Origin of the sequence: Methylococcus sp. S1M (assembly GCF_051295855.1) — a bacterium.
Taxonomy (GTDB): domain Bacteria; phylum Pseudomonadota; class Gammaproteobacteria; order Methylococcales; family Methylococcaceae; genus Methylococcus; species Methylococcus capsulatus.
Genome location: NZ_JBPDXO010000003.1, coordinates 197,980 through 215,451, shown reverse-complemented (window position 1 = coordinate 215,451; position 17,472 = coordinate 197,980). Strand labels below are relative to the sequence as shown.

Sequence of the window (17,472 nt, the reverse complement as noted above, 5' to 3'; positions counted from 1 at the left end):
CAAACCCGCCGGCGGAAGAAAGGCTTTCCCGGGCCGACTGGACGGGAAGACCCGTCAACCGTTCACAGCACGATGTAATGATCCACCAGGAGTGCGGAGAATATCCCCACCAGATAGACCAGCGAATAGGCGAAGGTCTGCATGGCGAGGCGGGGATCGGCCTTGCGCTTCAGGCGGATGGCGTAATAGACGAAGATGCCGCCGAAGATCAGGGCGGCGGCCAGGTAGATTTCACCGCTCATGCCGGTGACATAGGGCATGAGGCCGGCCAGGAACAGCAGGATGGTGTAGAGCAGGATGTGGAGCTGGGTGAAGGCGATGCCGTGGGTCACCGGCAGCATCGGGATGTCGACCTTGGCGTAGTCGTCGCGTTTGGCGATGGCGTAGGCCCAGAAATGCGGCGGGGTCCAGACGAAGATCAGCAGAAACAGCAGCAGAGCGTACGGGTGCACCGATCCGGTGACGGCGCACCAGCCCAGCACCGGCGGTGCGGCTCCGGCAGCGCCGCCGATCACGATGTTCTGCGGGGTGGCCCGCTTCAGATAGACGGTGTAGATGACCGCATAGCCGATCAGCGACAGGAAGGTCAGAAAGGCTGTCAGCATGTTCACGAAGGCGATCAGGATCGCCATGGCGACGATGCCCAGCACCAGTGCGAAGCCGACGACCTGAGCCGGACGGATGTCGCCGGAGGGCAGCGGACGGTTCTGGGTCCGGGCCATCTCGGCGTCGGCGTGGCGGTCGAGGAAATGGTTGAGCGCCGCCGCCGAGGCGGCGGCGAAGCCGATGCCGAGCGAAGCCCAGAAGGCGGTGTCCAGCGGCGGCACGCCCGGCACGGCCAGGAACATGCCGATGATGGCGGTGAACACGATGTGGCCCACCACTTTCAGTTTGCACAGGGCCAGATAGGTACGCCAGGAGATGCCGCCAGCCGGTTTGCCGCTGGAATTCGTCGTCATCGCTCAAGAATCGGTTGGGTTAAAATGCCCCGGCTTCACGACGGCCAGGCCGGCCGCTTCATCAACGGAGTTCAGTTCAATGTCGATACCGAGACTCGGATTTCTGCTCATGGCGCTGCCTCTGGCGGCGCCGGCGGCACCGCCCCAGGTGCACGAATTCACCCTGGCCAACGGCCTCAGGGTGCTGGTTCAGGAGGACCACCGCGCGCCAGTCGCCGTGTCGCAGGTCTGGTACAAGGTCGGATCGAGCTACGAATACGGCGGTATCACCGGCGTGTCGCACATGCTCGAACACATGATGTTCAAGGGCACGAAGAAGCATCCGCCGGGGGAGTTTTCCCGCATTATCGCAGCAAACGGGGGGAGTGAAAACGCCTTCACCGGGCAGGATTACACGGCCTATTTCCAGACCCTGGAGCGGAGCCGCCTGCCGGTGAGTCTGGAGCTGGAGGCGGACCGGATGCGCAATCTCAGGCTGCTGCAGGACGAATTCGTCAAGGAGCAGCAGGTGGTGATCGAGGAGCGGCGGCTGCGTACCGAGGACCAGCCCCACGCACGGATGGAAGAGCATTTCCATGCGGTCGCCTTCACCGACAGCCCCTACCGCAACCCCGTGATCGGTTGGCCCGAGGACGTGGCCGGTCTCACGCTGGACGATCTGAGCGCCTGGTATCAGCGCTGGTACGCGCCCAACAACGCCACGCTGGTGGTGGTCGGCGACGTCGCTCCCGGGGAGGTGTTCGAGCTGGCCAGGAAGCACTTCGGCCCACTCAAACCGGCCAAGCTGCCGGCGCTGAAGCCGCAGGGCGAGGTGCCCCAGCTCGGCTTGCGGCGGATGGTGGTCAAGGTGCCGGCGAAGCTGCCGCACCTGGAAATGGGTTACAAGGTGCCCTCGCTCAAGACTGCCGCCGCGGAATGGGAGGCCTACGCCCTGGAAGTGGCGGCCGGCATTCTCGACGGCGGCAACAGCGCGCGTTTGACCAGCCGCCTGGTTCGGGGCCGGCAGATCGCGGCGGGCGTCGGAGCCGGCTACGATCTTTATGCCCGGCTGTCGCCACTGTTCAGCCTCGAGGGAACGCCCGCGCAGGGGAAGACCGTGGCGGAGCTGGAAGCGGCTTTGCTGGAAGAGGTCCGCCGGCTGCGCGAGGAGCCGGTCGCCGAGGACGAGCTGGCCCGGGTCAAGGCCCAGGTGCTGGCGAGCAACGTGTATCAGAGGGATTCGGTGTTTTATCAGGCGATGCAGCTCGGTATGGCCGAGACCGTGGGTCTGGGTTGGCGGAAAGTGGAGGAATACGTGGACAAGATCAATGCCGTGACGGCCGAGCAGGTGCGTGAAGTAGCCCGGAAATACCTGATCGACGACGGGCTCACCATCGCCCATCTCGAGCCACAGCCGATCCCGGAAGGGGCGAAGATCCAGGAAGGTCCCGAAGGCATGGGAGGCGGCCATGTCCGTTAAGCGCTTCGCCGTCGTTCTCTTGTTCGTCCTGCTGCCGTTGCAGGGTGTGTTCGCCTTGCCGGAAATCCAGACCTGGACTACGGCCAACGGGGCCAGGGTGTATTTCGCCCGGACCCAGGGGCTGCCGCTGCTGGACGTCCGCGTGGTGTTCGACGCCGGCAGTGCCCGCGATGGCGGGCAGTTCGGCTTGGCCGCGCTGACCTCCGCGGTGCTGGACACCGGTGCCGGCGACTGGAATGCCGACGCCATCGCCCAGCGCCTGGACGGCGTGGGGGCGGTGCTGGGCACCGGGATTTCCCGCGACAGTGCCTCGCTCTCGCTGCGTAGCCTGACCCAGCCCAACCTGCTCCAGCCGGCGCTGGAGACCGCCAGGGTCATCCTGGCGAAACCCCGCTTCGCGGCAGAGGATTTCGAGCGGGAAAAGAACCGCGTGCTGCTGGCGCTGAAACAGCGTGAAGAGTCGCCCGCCGACCTGGCGGGTATCGCCTTCTTCGAGGCGGTATACGGCGATCACCCGTACGCCCACCCCAAGGACGGCCATGTCGCCACCGTGGAGAAGCTCACCCGGGACGACCTGGAGGCCTTCTACCGCAAGTTCTACGTGGCCAGGAACGCGGTGGTGGCGCTGGTCGGGGACATCGAGCGGGCGCAGGCGGAAAAGATCGCCGACGACCTGGTGTCGGCCCTGCCGCCGGGCGAGGCCGCCGCCCCTCTGCCGCCGGTGCCGATGGATCAGCCAGCGCAGACTCTCAGGCGCGCCTTCCCTTCCGAGCAGACCCACGTGTATTCCGGTCAGCCCGGCATGCGCATCAACGATCCGGACTATTTCCCGTTGTACGTGGGCAACCATATCCTCGGCGGCAGCGGTCTGGTGTCGCGGATCAGCGAGGAGGTGCGGGAGAAGCGCGGGCTGTCCTACAGTGCCCACAGCCACTTCTATCCGTTCCGGGTCGAGGGGCCGTTCCTGATGGGACTGCAGACCCGCAACGAGAAGGCCGACGAGGCATTGACCGTGCTGCTGCAGACGCTCAGGGATTTCATTGCCAAAGGGCCGAGCGACAAGGAGCTGGATGCGGCCAAGAAGAACATCGTCGGCGGCTTCGTGCTGCGGCTCGACAGCAACCAGAAACTGGTCGAGCAGATCGCCTCCATGGCGTTCTACGGCCTGCCGCTCGATTACCTGGCGACGTACATCCCGAAAATCGAGGCCGTGACCAAGGACGATGTCCGTCGGGTCTGGCAGGCGCGCATCCATCCGGACCGGCTGCAGACGGTGCTGGTGGGCGCGAATTCCGCAGCCGAAAGTGCGCAATGAGCTGCGCATCATCGGCGGGCTGTGGCGCAGCCGGCGGATCCGGTTCGCGCCGGAGCCCGGCCTGCGCCCGACCCCCGACCGGGTGCGGGAAACCGTCTTCAACTGGCTGCAGCAGCACATAGGAGGCGCAGTCTGCCTCGACCTTTACGCCGGCAGCGGGGCGCTGGGTTTCGAGGCGGCCTCGCGGGGGGCGGCGCGGGTGATCCAGGTCGAGCGCAATCCCAGGGTCTGCAGGGTACTGAAACAATCCTGTGCGATGCTGAATGCGGGGCAGATCACCGTGGTGTGTGCCGAAACCATGAAATTCCTTTCGGGGCGCCCGGAAGTCTTCGACCTGGTGTTCCTGGATCCGCCTTTTCGCACTGGCCAGGTCGGTCCCTGCTGCCGAAAACTGGAACAGGGCGGCTGGCTGAAGCCCGGCGCCAGAATCTACGTGGAAGCCGAGGCCGGACCCGCGCCTGACGGAATTCCGGCCAACTGGACGCTGCTGCGGGAAAAAGCCAGCGGTGACGTCGCCTACCGTTTGTATCAGCGTCTCGAGGAATCTCCCGTTTGAACGTCACCGCTATCTATCCCGGCACTTTCGATCCCATCACCCTGGGGCATGCGGACCTGGTGGGCCGCGCCAGCCGCATCTTCGACCGCGTCATCCTGGCGGTGGCCGAGAGCAAGGCCAAGACTCCGCTGTTCGATTTCGGCGAGCGTCTGGCACTGGCCCGGGAGGCTGTTGCCGAAATGCCCAACGTCGAAGTCGTGGGTTTCAACTCGCTGCTGGTCGACTGCGCCCGGACTCACGGCGCCACCGTGATCCTGCGTGGCCTGCGCGCCGTGTCCGATTTCGAGTTCGAATTCCAGATGGCGGGCATGAACCGTTCGCTGGGACCGGAGATCGAAACGATCTTTCTCACCCCCGGCGAAAGCTATGCCTTCCTTTCTTCCTCGGTCATCCGGGAGATCGCCAAATTCGGCGGCGACGTTTCGGCCTTCGTGCCAGGGCACGTGAGAGCGGCTTTGATGCGCAAGTTCGCCGGTTCCGGCTGAAACGGCTGCGCCTCCTCCGCTTTCATGGGTCGGGGGTGAAGGGTTTCAGTTTCCAGATGTTCGCCGCGTACTCCCGTACCGCCCGGTCCGACGAAAACTTGCCCATGCGGGCGACGTTGAGGATGGACATGCGGGTCCAGTGCTGACAGTCACGGTAGGCGTGCCCCACCTGCTGCTGGCAGTTGACGTAGGGCCGATAGTCGGCCATCAGCAGATAATCGTCCCGTTCCAGCAGGTGCGCGGTGAGCGGTCGGAACAGCTCCCTGTCGCCGTGGGAGAACAGGCCGCTGTCGATCAGTTCGATGACGCCCCGCAGTTCCGGATCACCGTGGCAGTAGTCGCCGGGATTGTAGCCGTCGGCCCTGAGCCGGGCTGCCTGCTCGCAGGTCAGGCCGAACAGGAAGAAATTCTCCGCCCCCACCTCTTCACGGATTTCGACGTTGGCGCCGTCCAGCGTGCCGATGGTCAGCGCGCCGTTCAACGACAGTTTCATGTTGCCGGTGCCCGAGGCCTCCTTGCCGGCGGTGGAGATCTGCTCGGACAGGTCGGCCGCCGGGTAGATGTTCTGCGCGTGCTTGACGTTGTAGTCCGGCAGGAATACGACCTTGATGAGATCGCGCACCGCGGGGTCCTGATTCACGGTGTCTGCGACGGCGTTGATCAGCTTGATGATCAGCTTGGCCATGTAATAGCCGGGTGCGGCCTTGCCGCCGAACAGGAAGGTCCGGGGCGTGATCTGCAGTCTGGGATCGTGCTTGAGGCGCTGGTACAGCGTGATGATGTGCAGCACGTTCAGGTGCTGGCGTTTGTATTCGTGGATGCGCTTGACCTGGATGTCGAACAGCGAGGTCGGGTCGACCACGACACCGGTGCGGTCGCGGATGATCCTGGCCAGCCGGCTCTTGTTTTCCAGCTTGATCCGCATCCAGTCCTGCTGGAACCCGGCATCGCCGGCGAAAGCCTCCAGCTCCCTGAGCCGGTCCAGATCCGACAGCCAGCTGTCGCCGATGCACCCGTCGATCAGCCGGGTCAGTCCCGGATTGCTCAGCCCCAGGAAGCGCCGCGGCGTGACGCCGTTGGTCACGTTCTGGAAACGCTTCGGGTCGAGGTCGTGGAAGTCCGGGAAGAGCTGGGTCTTCACCAGCTCGGAGTGCAATTCCGCGACGCCGTTGACGGTGTGGCTCCCGACCATCGCCAGGTTGGCCATGCGCACGTATTTCTCGCCGCTTTCGTCGATGATCGACAGCCGCGCGATCTTGTCCTCGTCCCCTGGGAAACGGGTGCGGACCTCGTCGAGGAAGCGGCGGTTGATCTCGTAGACGATTTCCAGGTGCCGGGGCAGCACCGAGCCGAACAGCGGCAGCGGCCATTTTTCCAGGGCCTCCGGCAACAGCGTGTGATTGGTGTAGGAGAAGGTCCGGCGGGTGATGTCCCAGGCCCGCTCCCACGGCATGGCATATTTGTCCACCAATTGCCGCATCAGCTCCGCCACGGCGATGGCCGGGTGGGTGTCGTTGAGCTGGACACAGAACATCTCGTGGAAGCGCTCCAGCGTCGAGCCCCGCCGCAAGCACAGGCGGATCATGTCCTTGATCGAGCAGGCGACGAAGAAATACTGCTGTTCCAGGCGCAGGCGCTTGCCCTCGAGCTGCTCATCGTTGGGGTAAAGGACTTTCGAGATGTTCTCGGAAAAGACTTTCTCCTCCACCGCGCCGTAATAGTCGCCCCGGTTGAAGTCGGCGAAGTCGAACGACTGGGCCGCCTCCGCACTCCACAGCCGGAGCAGGACGCAGGAGTCGGACAAATAGCCGACGATGGGTGTGTCGTAGGGTACGCCGACCACCACGCGGTCCGGTATCCAGCGCACCCGGAAGGCGCCGTGCTGGTCGGTAAAAGTCTCGGTATGTCCGCCGATCTTGACCACCTGGGCGAAGTTCGGCCGCTTGATTTCCCAGACGTTGCCGGGCAGCAGCCATTTGTCGGTGGTCTCCACCTGCCATCCGTCCTTGATGGCTTGGTCGAAGATGCCGAATTCGTAGCGGATGCCGTAGCCCGTCGCCGGGTATCGCAGCGTCGCCAGGGAGTCCAGATAGCAGGCCGCGAGCCGCCCCAGGCCGCCGTTGCCGAGGCCCGGTTCCTCCTCCAGTCCGATGTACAGGTCGAGGTCCTGGCCGGCCAGTGCCTCGCGGGCATTGTCGGTGATGCCGAGATTGAGCAGGCTGTTGCCCAGATGCGGACCGGGGAGGAATTCCGCCGACAGGTAGGCGACCTGGCGTACGTCGGGGGCATTGCGTTTTTCGAACTGGCGGACCCAGCGCTGCATGATGCGGTCGCGCACCGACAGTGCGATGGCTTGGTACCAGTCCTCGGGCACCGCCGTTTCCAGGGGGCGACCCACGGCCAGTGTGAGGTTGTCGATGAAGGCGGCCTTGAGAATTTCCGGGCTCATGCCGGTGCGGGTGTGTTCCGCTGCATCCGGGGCCGGCGCGGTCTTTTTCGGATCAGATTTCTTGCTTGCCATGGGGAGTTCCGGGTCGAGGAGGGTGTGTCGGCAATTTTCCCGATAAAGGGGCAAACGCTCGTCCCTGTCAAGATCGTGCCTGGAATCCGCCCAGCCGGGCGCCCTCCATCAACAGCGACTGCGCGGCTCGTTCGGGTTCGCCTTCCGCTGGCTGCCGTTGCAGATAGCGTCCGTCTGGCTGCAGGTCCCAGGCGTGGCGGTTGTCGTTCAGCAGGAAATCCAGCACCTGCTCAAGGTGGCGGACGGCGGCGGGGTCCTCCACCGGCGCGACCGCTTCGACGCGCTGGTCGAGGTTCCGCGTCATCCAGTCCGCGCTGCCGATGTAGATTTCGTCGGCGCCGGCCCGTTCCGAAAGGCGGAGCCAAGCGGTCAAACGCGGCAGGAACGGTACCGGACGTTTGTTAAGGCAGATTGAAGGAAACGGATGTCTTTGCGGATTCATTCGTAACATCCGGCGCCGAAGCTCGGCTACCATGGGGCCGATGGCGTCTCCTTGATGCCGGTCGAGCCTTCTGGAGGCGGGGTTGCAGATGAGGGGTATGAGAAGCGGCGAGAAGCGGTCCGGATTCTGCCGCCTCGCAGTGGTGGCGGGGATGCTGGCGGTTTGTTCCCATGCGCTTGCCGTTCCGGGCAAGATCGTCATCCTGCGCCACGGCGAAAAGCAGGACGACTGCGCATTGTGCGATGTCGGCAGGGAGCGTTCACCGGCGCTGGGCGTTCGGTATCTGGGCGGGAATACCGCCGATTCGGTTCTACCGTCCGAAGACCCGGCGGCCTTGCCCGCCATCACCCTGCACACGCTGGAAACCGTCTCGCCGGTGGCGAACATCCAGGGCAAGCCAGTCGTCACCTGTTCTGCCGTACCGTTGCCGGACCAGTCCGACGGGGAGAAAGACCCGCTGCTCAACAAGCTTGCCCGAGCCGCCGCCCGTGACGTGCTGAACGATCCGCCTTCCAACGACCGGGGGAAGAAACCCCGGGTCTCTCTCCGGCAGCGGGTGCGAGGAATGGACGCCGTAGTCCCCGCCATGCCGCTGCCGCGCAGCCCCCGAACCGCATAGCCACGCGTTCCATGGAATCCTTCGAGCAACTCGTCCTCGGCTTGGGCCTGTTCTTTCTCAGCCTCAGACTGATCGGCCAGAGCCTTTCCGAGTTGGGCGGCGGCGGGTTCCGCCGCGCGGTCGAGGCTGCCACCCATATCCCGCCGCTGGCTTCGATGCTCGGCATCATGAGCGGTGCGCTGACCCAGAGCGCCACCGCCGTGACTTTCATTCTGGCCAGCATGCTCGGCAGCGGCCTGATCAAGCCGGCGGCGGCCCGCCTCGTTGTCGTCTGGTCCAACGTCGGCCTCACCGCCCTGGCTTTTCTCGCCGCCGTCGACATCCATCCGCTGGTGGCCTATTTCGTCGGCGGGACCGGCATCGCCCTGGGTTCCGTGCGCGCCAAGCCCTGGAGTACCGTCGCCGCTGCCCTGCTCGGCGTCGGCCTGTTGCTGTTCGCGCTGGAAAACATGGGGGCAGGTGCCGCCCCGTTGAAGAACGAGTCCTGGTTCCGGGCAGGTCTGGATACGGCGCTGGCTTCGCCCTGGTTCGCCTTCGCCTGCGGTTTCGGTGCCGCGGCGCTGCTGCAATCCAACGCGGGGGCAACGATGCTGGTGATCACCTTGTGCGGGGCGGGGGCGATGCCGGCGTCCGCCGCGCTTCCGATGATATATGGCACCAACCTGGGAGCGATTCCGCTGCGGGCCATGCTGGCTCTCGGCATGCAAGGCGATGCCGTCCGTCTGGTCCGCACCGAGGACCTGTTCTGCCTCGCCAGCGGGCTGCTGATGATGGCGCTGTTCATGGGCGAGCACTTCGGCGTGCCCTTGGTGGGTGCCTTGGTGGCGGAACTGACGGCTTCTCCCCCTGGCCAACTCGCCGTGGCGTTTCTGCTCTCGAATCTGCTGCCAGCGCTGGCGCTCTCACCTTTCCTGCCCGCCTGCGCCCGCCTGCTCGACCGCTTCTGGCCGCCCGCGCCGGAAAAGGCGCTGGGCGAGCCGGCGTTCCTGTCCAGCCATGCACTCACGGATCCGCCGACTGCGCTCGATCTTCTCACGAAGGAACTGGGGCGGCTGCTCGGTTCTGTGCGGGTGGCGCCACGCCGACCGGACGGAAGAAAGCCGTCCGCCGATACCGACCCCGACCTGCTGGAGCCGGAATTCCTCCGGCTCGCCGCCGCCATCGAGAGCTTCTGCGTCAAGCTGGCCTTGCGCGACGGGCTCGGGCCGGCCGAGACCGCCCGTCTGTACCGATTCCGGACGGCGCTCGCCCTCGTGCGGCATGTCGCGGAAGCTTCCGCCGAATTCTCCACCCATCTCGATGCCCTGCCCGGACCGGTAAAGGTGGTGGCCGCTCCTCTGCGAGCCCGGTTGGAGCACCTGCTCACCCTGGCGGTGGGAGCGGTCACCACGCTGGACTCGGCTGCGATCGCCGAATTCCATGCGCAGACCCGCCGCCACGGCGAGCCGGTCACAGCGCTCCGGCAGGCGTATTCGGACGGGGTCGCGGCCCTGGAAACAGAGCAGAGCATCGAGGCCGGCACCTTGGATACGGACTTCGAGCTGTGCGTGTGGCTGTTGCACCGCTTCGCCAAACTGCTCCCAGACCTGGCTTTCAGGCCGATGGCCCATGCTTCAGGGTGACTCCGGCCCGCCTTCCTTTCCTCTCTTCCGCTCGGTCTCAACGGAGTTTTTCGCACGGGGCGTCTTCTTGAACGACCAGTCGACCCGAGTTGCCGCGATGACGCCGGCTCGAGTGCCGATCGCGGCGCGTTCGAGCGGGTTGGACCTGCCCAGTTCAGCAGCGGCTTGGCTGGCCTGGGTTTTCTTCAGGGTGGTTTTTCCGGGCAGTCGGCGATTGTGTGCAATTCTGGAAGAAGGCCAAGCGGGCGATATCAGGCCTGGTCGATGCTCTCGACCTGGTACCGGGAAATCCTCAATGTGTCCGACCAATAGTCCTCCGGCAAACCCGCCTTGAGCTTGAGCTGGCGCAAGAAGTCCTCCGGCCGCGGCAAGGCTTCCCACACGGAAGGCAGAAAGGTGCCGCGCAGGGGGCCTTCCTGAAGTATCAGGCCGTCGATGCCGGCCCTCAGTCGTCCGATCAGGTCGCGCTCGGAAACGAAACTCATGGGTTCGGGCGGCGTGAGCAGGGAGACATGGATGTCCAGGCCGTCGATTTCGTCCGCCGTGACGGGCGGGAAGCGCGGGTCGCGGAAGGCGGCGGAAAAGGCATTGTCGGCCACGTCGACGGCGAGCGGTTTCAGCGCTTCCAGGCAGCCGATGCAGCCGCGCAGTGCGCCGCCTTTCTTCAGCGTGACGAAGGTCGCACGCCGCTCCTTAAGCCGGGAAGGCAGGTCTGCAAGGTCGACCGGGAGGGGGCTGCCGGTGGTGAGGCCGTGCCGGATCGACGCGCGGGCGAGGTCCAGCAGGTATCGCCGGTGTCCGGGTTCAAGCGGGCAAGGGCCCTGGTTCGATGACATAGGCTCCGTATCCTACGACGCTGTCCTTGGAACCGGCGGTATCGCCGGAATTGCGCAGATCGACCGTTTTCGCCGAAAGACCCCGGCGGCGCGCGGCGATGAGGAGGCCCGCCACAGGCAGCCGTCCGCAGGCGTCTTCGAAGCCGATCTCCTCGGGGTGCAGCGATTCGATGGCGTCGGAGGTCGCCCGGTCCATCCGCCGGGCCGTCGCATAATCGTGATAATGGCTCAAATCCGAACTGACGACGATGAGGGTTTCGTCCCCGCCCCACACCAGGTCGATCGCCTCGGCGACCTGGCCCGGCACTGCATCGCCCACCACGATCGGCACCAGTTTGAAATCTTCCAGCATTTCCTGCAGGAACGGCAGTTGGACTTCGAGGCTGTGTTCCAGTACATGGGCCTGGTCCAAAACGTGTACGAACGGCAGTGCGGCGAGTACCGACTGGGCTTCGAGGTCCAGCGGGATTTCGCCCAGGGGCGTCGCAAAGCTTTGGGTGCTGCTCAGTGCGAGCCCCCGGAAGGCGATGCGGTGCGACGGACCCAGCAGTACGACGCGCCGGATGCTGTGCCGCAAAGGCTTCAGCAGGACATAGGCGCTGGCGGCGACGGGGCCGGAATAGACGTAGCCGGCATGGGGGGCGATCAGCGCCTTGGGCGGTGTACCGGCGGTCTTCGCTTCGCCGAGGAAGCCCTGCAGCAGGGCGTGGAGCTGGCGGCGGTCTGCGGGGTAGAACAGGCCGGCGACGGCTGGAGCTCGAACGGATCGCATGGTGTCCTCCTGCTGTGCAATGAAGAAACACTTGCTTGGCGGCTACAGAATTCATACTGTAGTTCCGTCTGTCAACTTCCCGTCGTTCCCGGGGGTACGTCATGGACACCAACATCGATGCCGCGGAAGCCTTTCCCACTCGGTTCTGGCATGTTCTGGAGGATGGTCGTGTCCAATGCGATGTCTGTCCCCGCTTCTGCAAACTGCACGAAGGGCAGCGCGGTCTGTGCTTCGTGCGGGGCAACGTCGGCGGCAAGGTGGTGCTGCTGTCCTACGGCCGCTCCAGCGGGTTCTGCGTCGATCCCATCGAAAAGAAGCCGCTGAACCACTTCCTGCCGGGGACGCCGGTGTTCTCCTTCGGCACCGCCGGCTGCAATCTGGCCTGCAAGTTCTGCCAGAACTGGGACATCAGCAAGTCGCGCGAAATGGATTCGCTGCTGGACCGGGCCAGCCCCGAGGCGATCGCCAGGACCGCCAAGGCGCTGGGCTGCCGCAGCGTGGCCTACACTTACAACGACCCGGTCATTTTCCACGAATACACGATCGATACCGCGCGCGCCTGCCGCGAGCTCGGTATCAAGTCGGTCGCCGTCTCCGCCGGCTACCAGTGCGCGGAGCCGCGCGCCGAGTTCTATCGCCACATGGATGCCGCCAACATCGATCTGAAAGCGTTCACCGAGGACTTCTACCACAGGATTTGCGGCGGCCATCTGCAGCCGGTGCTGGAGACCCTGGAATACATCAAGCATGAGACGCAGGTCTGGTTGGAGATCACCACCCTGCTGATCCCGGACGAAAACGATTCCGAACGGGAGCTGGAGGCGCTGACCCAGTGGGTGGTGGAGAAGCTGGGGCCGGACGTTCCACTGCATTTCTCGGCCTTCCATCCCGACTGGAAGATGCTGAACAAGAGCGCCACGCCGCCCGCGACGCTGCTCGAGGCGCGGCGGATCGCCATGAAGAATGGGGTGCGCTACGCCTACGTCGGCAACATCCATCACAAAGAGGGGGACAGCACTTACTGCCACCATTGCGGACGGATGCTGATCGGCCGCGACTGGTACGAGCTGTCGGAGTGGAACCTCACGCCGGAAGGACGCTGCAACCGCTGCGGCACGCCCTGTGCCGGCGTGTTCGAGTCCGCGCCGGGGGACTGGGGCGCGAAGCGCATGCCCGTCAGCATGGCTGGACGTGTCTGACGGTAGCCCCCCTTCAAACACACCGAAACGAGGATGCACCCATGAAACTCTACTATTTCCCCGGTGCCTGTTCCCTGGCGCCCCACATCGTGCTGCGCGAAGCGGGTTTGGATTTCGAGCTGGAGAACGTCGATCTCGGCACCAAGAAGACCGGCAGCGGCGCGGACTTTCTCCAGGTCAATCCCAAGGGCTATGTACCGGCATTGCAGCTGGACGATGGCCAGGTGCTGACCGAGGACCAGGTCATCCTGCAATACCTCGCGGACCTCGCGCCCGAGTCCGGCCTGATGCCGCCGTCGGGGACGTTCGAGCGCTACCGGCTCCTGGAGTGGCTGGCCTTCATCTCCACCGAGATCCACAAAACCTTCGGCCCGTTCTGGAATCCGGAATCTCCCGAGGCCAGCAAGCAGATAGCACTCGGGCTGCTGTCGCGGAGGCTGGATTACGTGGAAGACCGGCTGGAGGCGGGCGGTCCCTGGCTGATGGGGGACCGCTACAGCGTGGCCGACGCTTATCTCTCTACCGTGCTGGGTTGGTGCGAATATCTCAAGATCGATCTCTCGAAGTGGCCGCGCATCCTCGCCTATCTCGAACGCAACCAGGCGCGGCCAGCAGTTCAGGCCGCTATGAAGGCCGAAGGGTTGATCCAATAAGTTAAGTCCCGCCGGCGGGAAGAGGCTTCCGCGGCGCTTGCCAACGTGGAGGGGATATGTCGACATTCGATCGAGGATTCGCGCGGCTGTTGCTCGAAATTTGCCGCTATACCTATGCCAAGGCGTTCGCTCTCGCCCCCGAGGAAGGCGATGCGCTCCAGTGGATCGAGCAGCAGGGAGGCAAACCCGATCCCGCCTCGTTGGAGCCCATACGAGGGGGCGATACCTCGGTGGCCTGCGTTTTCCGGTAACCGGACAAGAATGTCGTTGCCTACATGGGCACCAAGACCGAATTCGACAACGCCGTGAACGCCAAGGATTCGATCGAGGATTGGCTCAACAATTTCCGGGCGGCACCGGTGCCGTTCAAACTCGGCAAGGAACATCTCGGCTTGGACAAAGAGGTGGAGCTCCCCGGCCGGGTCCACGCGGGATTCCTTTCCGAGCTGAAAGCCGTCCAGGCCAAAGTCATTGACGTGTTGTCGAAAAACGGTGGCAAGGACAAACCCTTGTACCTCACGGGGCACAGTCAGGGTGGCGCCGAGGCCACGCTCGCGACGGTGGCGTTGCTCGCGGGCGGATTCAAGGTCGCGGCCACTTACACCTTCGCCGCACCGCGCGCCGGCGACCGGACCTTCGCAGACGCGGTTCCGGCGGAGTTTCCGTTCCACCGTATCGAATTCGGCGACGACATCGTTCCCCACGTTCCGCCGACACTGCTGAGCAGGTGGGTGAAGACGCTCGTGACCGTCCCGAGGCATTTGCCTTTGAAGCGCTTTGGTGTTCCGGTCAAGGTGAACGAGTTCCTGGAACTGAGCGTCCACGACCTGGGTTATGTGGGCGTCGGCCGCTTGTGCTACGGCAACCATGAAAGCGGCCAGTTACACGTGGACATGAGCGTCCGCCAGGAGGCCTCCCTGTTTCTGGGGCGCTTGACACGCCTGCTCCGGCATCCGGAACATTGGGCCGAGCACCACCACTTGGCCGGGACGCGGGCCGAGGTCTCCGCAGGCAAGAAAGGCAATTACACCGCCTTGGTCAGTGATTTCCCTATCGTCGAGGGCTAGCAGTCGCCCCGTCTCGTCTCGCTGGAGGCCGTAACGATGAACCACGACGCTCCCTTTACGATCCGAAACACCGATAGATTGGGCTTGGCCCTGTCCGGGGGCGGGTTTCGAGCCGCGCTGTTCCATCTCGGCGTTCTGGCGAAAATGGCGGAACTCGATTTATTGCGACATGTGCAGATGCTCTCGACCGTGTCCGGCGGTTCCATCATCGGCGCGATGTATTATCTGAAGGTAAAACAGTTACTGGAACACGAGCGCACGGATGGGGTCATACCGTCCACACCCGGTGCCTACGTCAAGATAGTCCAGGAGCTGGAAACGGAATTCTTGAAAGGAGTCCAGACCAACTTGCGCGTGCGTGCCCTGCTGAACCCCATCAAAAATGCGAAGATGTTCATCAGCGACGATTATTCGCGCAGTGACCGCATGTCGGAGTTATATAACGAGACATTCTACCGCCCCATCCAGAGACCTGGGAAAGAGACATTGCGGGACTGGCTGCAAGATGCGCTGAGCCTAAAGGATTGCAGAGACATATTTCTCAAGGATCTCAAAATCGTCCCCAAGGGCGAACGGCCCGGATTCGATGTTGCCTTGCATAACCGGGACGCCGAGCACAAGATTCCCGTATTGAATATCAACGCGACGACGCTGAACTCCGGCGACAACTGGGTATTCACGGCGTCTTACGTCGGCGTGGCTTCATCGGATCTCTATCCGAGAATAAGTTTCGCCAATCCCAACGATCCCGGCTTGTCACCTGAGCAAAACAAAAAGCGTGCGGCCATATTGAACAGGCTGACCCTATCCGATGCGGTTGCGGCTTCCGCCTGCGTGCCAGCGTTGTTTGCGCCGTTTGCGATTCACGATTTATACGGAGAAAAAGACGTCATCGAATTGGTGGATGGCGGCGTATTCGACAACCAGGGCTTGACAGCGCTAACCGATGGAAAATGCACGCACATCATCTGCAGCGATGCCAGCGGGCAGTTGTGCCATGACCGCAGCCCTGCAAGCGGCATGGCTTCCGTGTTCATGCGTTCAAACGATGTGTTGATGAAACGGGTGCGGGACCTCATCGTTCGGGAGCTGGAGATGAAAGAGGGCGGCAAAACCGTCGATGCGCGTTTCTGGCATCTCAGGGAGGGGTTTGGCGGCACGCCGTATTTCCGGAGCTTCTCTCCGCCTCCCGACAGCAGCGATTACAACCAGACCGGTGCGGACAACGGGCAAATATTTCTGCTCTCGGCGATACGTACCGATCTGGATGCCTTCGCCGATATCGAAGCCAACGCTCTGATGTATGACGGTTATTGCTTGTGCGATAGATTCCTCAACCAATCCGAAGGCTTGAAGAATCCGCCGTCTCTCCCCTGGGGTTTTTATTCCGTCATGACGAGTCCCACGCTGGATAGCTGCAGACTGACCCATTGCCTTGCCGTGGGCGGTGACATGTTTTTCAAGGTGTTCCGCTTGACCGATACGAAAGGGAAATTGTTGGGAGCAGGTTTGGGACTGGTCGTCCTTCTGAGTATCTGGGCTTTCGTCTATGAAGCGTTGACCGTCTACGCCGATCGAATCCAGGGGGCATTGGCTGCGCCCGGGTGGACGGCGGCGGTCGTCGTCTTCGGCATGGCGGGATGGACGCTGATGAAGAAGCTGCCGCATCCTGTGCAGCATTGGCAGAAGTGGCTTGCCGAGGGCGTTAGAACGGTGCGCACCGGAAACGTGTGGGGTCTGGTTTATCCCCTCGCCATCGTTGGCAGCCTGGTTTCCATCGTGGCCTTTTTCTATCTGAAAGTAATCAATCCCAGATATCTGAAGCTTGGCCGATGAACTCCGCAGCCATGGCCATTTGACATACCGGCACGTTCATGCTGATAACCTTTGAAAGCAAAGTCGGGCGGGTGACGATGTTCGGCGATGTCGCTCTGCACCTGCTCAGGATGATGGGAAATACCGGTACGGTGCCGGGTGCCCTGCTGGCCAGGGACATCCCGGTGGCGCTCGAGAAGCTCGAACAGGGGCTGGCGGCCGAAGCGGCCCCGGTCTCCACTTCCTCCGAAGACGAGGAAGAGGAAAGGCAGGAAAAGCCGAACCTGCGGGTGCGGGCCTTCCCGCTCATCGGGCTGCTCAAGGATTCGCTGAAACATGGCTGCGACCTACTGTGGGAGCAGGAAGGGAAGGCTCCGCTCAAGTTCTGAGGCGGCGTCAGTTTCCGTTCTCCTGGTACAGCCGTTCGATCTGTTTCTTCACCATTTCGCAGGTCGCCTGCAGTTTCAGTGACTCGACCGCGTCCTGCAAGGTCTTCTCGAAATGGCTCCTCACGAGATCGCCCACCTTCACCTGCAGTCCGCCCACGAGCTCGATTTCCGGCTCTTCCCGCCATTCGATGCCGGTCGACACCGCGTTGATCGTGCAGCCGTCGGCGGGATCGATGCCCACGTCGGCCCAGGCATCGACCGCTCCGGTGAATTTCCGGCTGTCGAGCTTCAGGCTTTTGAAGTCCTCGCTGGAGGCCGCCGCTTCGCCGGTGAACCGGACGGGGATGGAGACATGGAAGAGGTTCCCGTTGCGGGTGACGGACGGCTGGCCTTCCGTCACGACCTGGACGTTCCATTCGGTATCGGCGCAGGTCTCCAGGCCGAGGATCTTTTTGCAGACCTTTTTCCGTCCACCCGAGTGAATCCTGGCAGGCTCTTTCAGCAGATCCACCGGCTTCCGGGCTTCGGTGGGGGCCTCTGGCGCCGTTTGCTGCTCCGGCGCGGCGAGTGGTATGGGGGTGGGTGCCGGACTGACGGGCGGCGCCGGTACCGACATCCGTGCCTGGGCGCGCTTCGCTTCGTTCGCCAGGCGCTGGCGTACCCCCATGTGCCATGAAAACGCGAATACGGCGGCGAGGACGATCGACGCCGCCAGGATTTTTTTGATCATCGAGCGGTCGATCCTCGAGGCGAAAGGGGACGG

General features: G+C 63.6%; 18 protein-coding genes. 12 read left to right on the top strand and 6 right to left on the bottom strand.

Annotation, left to right across the window (positions count from 1 at the left end; all coding sequences use genetic code 11):
• Positions 1 to 62 precede the first annotated feature (62 nt).
• Complete coding sequence (cyoE, locus tag ACSHWJ_RS07510; protein ID WP_010959434.1) at positions 63 to 959, bottom strand: heme o synthase; 897 nt, start codon at positions 957 to 959, stop codon at positions 63 to 65.
• A gap of 79 nt (positions 960 to 1,038) precedes the next feature.
• Between cyoE and ACSHWJ_RS07505 the strand changes: the two genes are divergently transcribed.
• The 4 genes from ACSHWJ_RS07505 to coaD are packed head-to-tail and all read left to right on the top strand — an operon-like array spanning position 1,039 to position 4,774.
• Entirely contained in the window at positions 1,039 to 2,418 is a 1,380-nt protein-coding gene (locus tag ACSHWJ_RS07505) for a M16 family metallopeptidase (RefSeq protein ID WP_010959435.1), read from the top strand.
• Positions 2,408 to 3,733: a M16 family metallopeptidase gene (locus ACSHWJ_RS07500; RefSeq protein WP_010959436.1), complete on the top strand. Its 1,326-nt coding sequence runs from the start codon at positions 2,408 to 2,410 to the stop codon at positions 3,731 to 3,733. Before ACSHWJ_RS07505 ends, ACSHWJ_RS07500 begins: the two co-directional genes overlap by 11 nt.
• A complete protein-coding gene (gene rsmD / locus ACSHWJ_RS07495; RefSeq protein ID WP_010959437.1) occupies positions 3,723 to 4,289 on the top strand; it encodes a 16S rRNA (guanine(966)-N(2))-methyltransferase RsmD in 567 nt (188 codons plus the stop codon). Before ACSHWJ_RS07500 ends, rsmD begins: the two co-directional genes overlap by 11 nt.
• The gene (coaD, locus tag ACSHWJ_RS07490) at positions 4,286 to 4,774 is read left to right on the top strand and encodes a pantetheine-phosphate adenylyltransferase (RefSeq protein WP_010959438.1); all 489 of its coding nucleotides are present in this window, start codon (positions 4,286 to 4,288) and stop codon (positions 4,772 to 4,774) included. The genes rsmD and coaD overlap by 4 nt, the downstream gene beginning before the upstream one ends.
• A 22-nt stretch (positions 4,775 to 4,796) precedes the next feature.
• Here coaD and ACSHWJ_RS07485 read toward each other — a convergent pair whose 3' ends face one another.
• Together ACSHWJ_RS07485 and ACSHWJ_RS07480 are read right to left on the bottom strand one after the other, a co-directional pair.
• On the bottom strand, positions 4,797 to 7,295 hold the full coding sequence (locus tag ACSHWJ_RS07485; RefSeq protein ID WP_017365933.1) for a glycogen/starch/alpha-glucan phosphorylase: 2,499 nt from the start codon (positions 7,293 to 7,295) through the stop codon (positions 4,797 to 4,799).
• Positions 7,296 to 7,362: 67 nt separating this feature from the next.
• Complete coding sequence (locus ACSHWJ_RS07480) at positions 7,363 to 7,737, bottom strand: polyphosphate kinase (RefSeq protein WP_256996344.1); 375 nt, start codon at positions 7,735 to 7,737, stop codon at positions 7,363 to 7,365.
• Positions 7,738 to 7,834: 97 nt separating this feature from the next.
• Here ACSHWJ_RS07480 and ACSHWJ_RS07475 point away from each other — a divergent pair, with 97 nt between their 5' ends.
• Together ACSHWJ_RS07475 and ACSHWJ_RS07470 are read left to right on the top strand one after the other, a co-directional pair.
• Positions 7,835 to 8,356 carry a hypothetical protein gene (locus ACSHWJ_RS07475; RefSeq protein ID WP_432539571.1) on the top strand — a complete coding sequence of 174 codons (522 nt, stop codon included), beginning with the start codon at positions 7,835 to 7,837 and terminating at the stop codon, positions 8,354 to 8,356.
• Positions 8,357 to 8,367: 11 nt separating this feature from the next.
• Entirely contained in the window at positions 8,368 to 9,978 is a 1,611-nt protein-coding gene (locus ACSHWJ_RS07470; RefSeq protein WP_010959442.1) for a Na/Pi symporter, read from the top strand.
• 251 nt (positions 9,979 to 10,229) lie between these two features.
• Here ACSHWJ_RS07470 and amrA read toward each other — a convergent pair whose 3' ends face one another.
• Together amrA and amrB are read right to left on the bottom strand one after the other, a co-directional pair.
• Positions 10,230 to 10,814: an AmmeMemoRadiSam system protein A gene (gene amrA, locus ACSHWJ_RS07465; protein WP_218796769.1), complete on the bottom strand. Its 585-nt coding sequence runs from the start codon at positions 10,812 to 10,814 to the stop codon at positions 10,230 to 10,232.
• A complete protein-coding gene (gene amrB / locus ACSHWJ_RS07460; protein WP_017365938.1) occupies positions 10,783 to 11,586 on the bottom strand; it encodes an AmmeMemoRadiSam system protein B in 804 nt (267 codons plus the stop codon). The genes amrA and amrB overlap by 32 nt, the downstream gene beginning before the upstream one ends.
• Positions 11,587 to 11,687: 101 nt before the next feature.
• Between amrB and amrS the strand changes: the two genes are divergently transcribed.
• The 6 genes from amrS to ACSHWJ_RS07430 are packed head-to-tail and all read left to right on the top strand — an operon-like array spanning position 11,688 to position 16,709.
• The gene (gene amrS, locus ACSHWJ_RS07455) at positions 11,688 to 12,785 is read left to right on the top strand and encodes an AmmeMemoRadiSam system radical SAM enzyme (protein ID WP_010959445.1); all 1,098 of its coding nucleotides are present in this window, start codon (positions 11,688 to 11,690) and stop codon (positions 12,783 to 12,785) included.
• Between the two features lie 41 nt (positions 12,786 to 12,826).
• Entirely contained in the window at positions 12,827 to 13,438 is a 612-nt protein-coding gene (gene gstA / locus ACSHWJ_RS07450) for a glutathione transferase GstA (RefSeq protein ID WP_017365939.1), read from the top strand.
• 56 nt (positions 13,439 to 13,494) lie between these two features.
• Positions 13,495 to 13,689 (top strand): hypothetical protein, encoded by a 195-nt coding sequence (locus ACSHWJ_RS07445; RefSeq protein WP_432539570.1) that lies wholly within the window; start codon positions 13,495 to 13,497, stop codon positions 13,687 to 13,689.
• A 24-nt stretch (positions 13,690 to 13,713) separates the two neighbouring features.
• Complete coding sequence (locus tag ACSHWJ_RS07440; RefSeq protein WP_432539569.1) at positions 13,714 to 14,505, top strand: lipase family protein; 792 nt, start codon at positions 13,714 to 13,716, stop codon at positions 14,503 to 14,505.
• Between the two features lie 36 nt (positions 14,506 to 14,541).
• Entirely contained in the window at positions 14,542 to 16,341 is a 1,800-nt protein-coding gene (locus ACSHWJ_RS07435; protein ID WP_432539568.1) for a patatin-like phospholipase family protein, read from the top strand.
• Between the two features lie 38 nt (positions 16,342 to 16,379).
• Entirely contained in the window at positions 16,380 to 16,709 is a 330-nt protein-coding gene (locus ACSHWJ_RS07430; RefSeq protein ID WP_010959449.1) for a DUF1840 domain-containing protein, read from the top strand.
• A gap of 7 nt (positions 16,710 to 16,716) precedes the next feature.
• Here the strand turns inward: ACSHWJ_RS07430 and ACSHWJ_RS07425 are convergent, their stop codons facing one another.
• Positions 16,717 to 17,439 (bottom strand): DUF4403 family protein, encoded by a 723-nt coding sequence (locus ACSHWJ_RS07425; protein WP_041360516.1) that lies wholly within the window; start codon positions 17,437 to 17,439, stop codon positions 16,717 to 16,719.
• Positions 17,440 to 17,472: the final 33 nt, after the last annotated feature.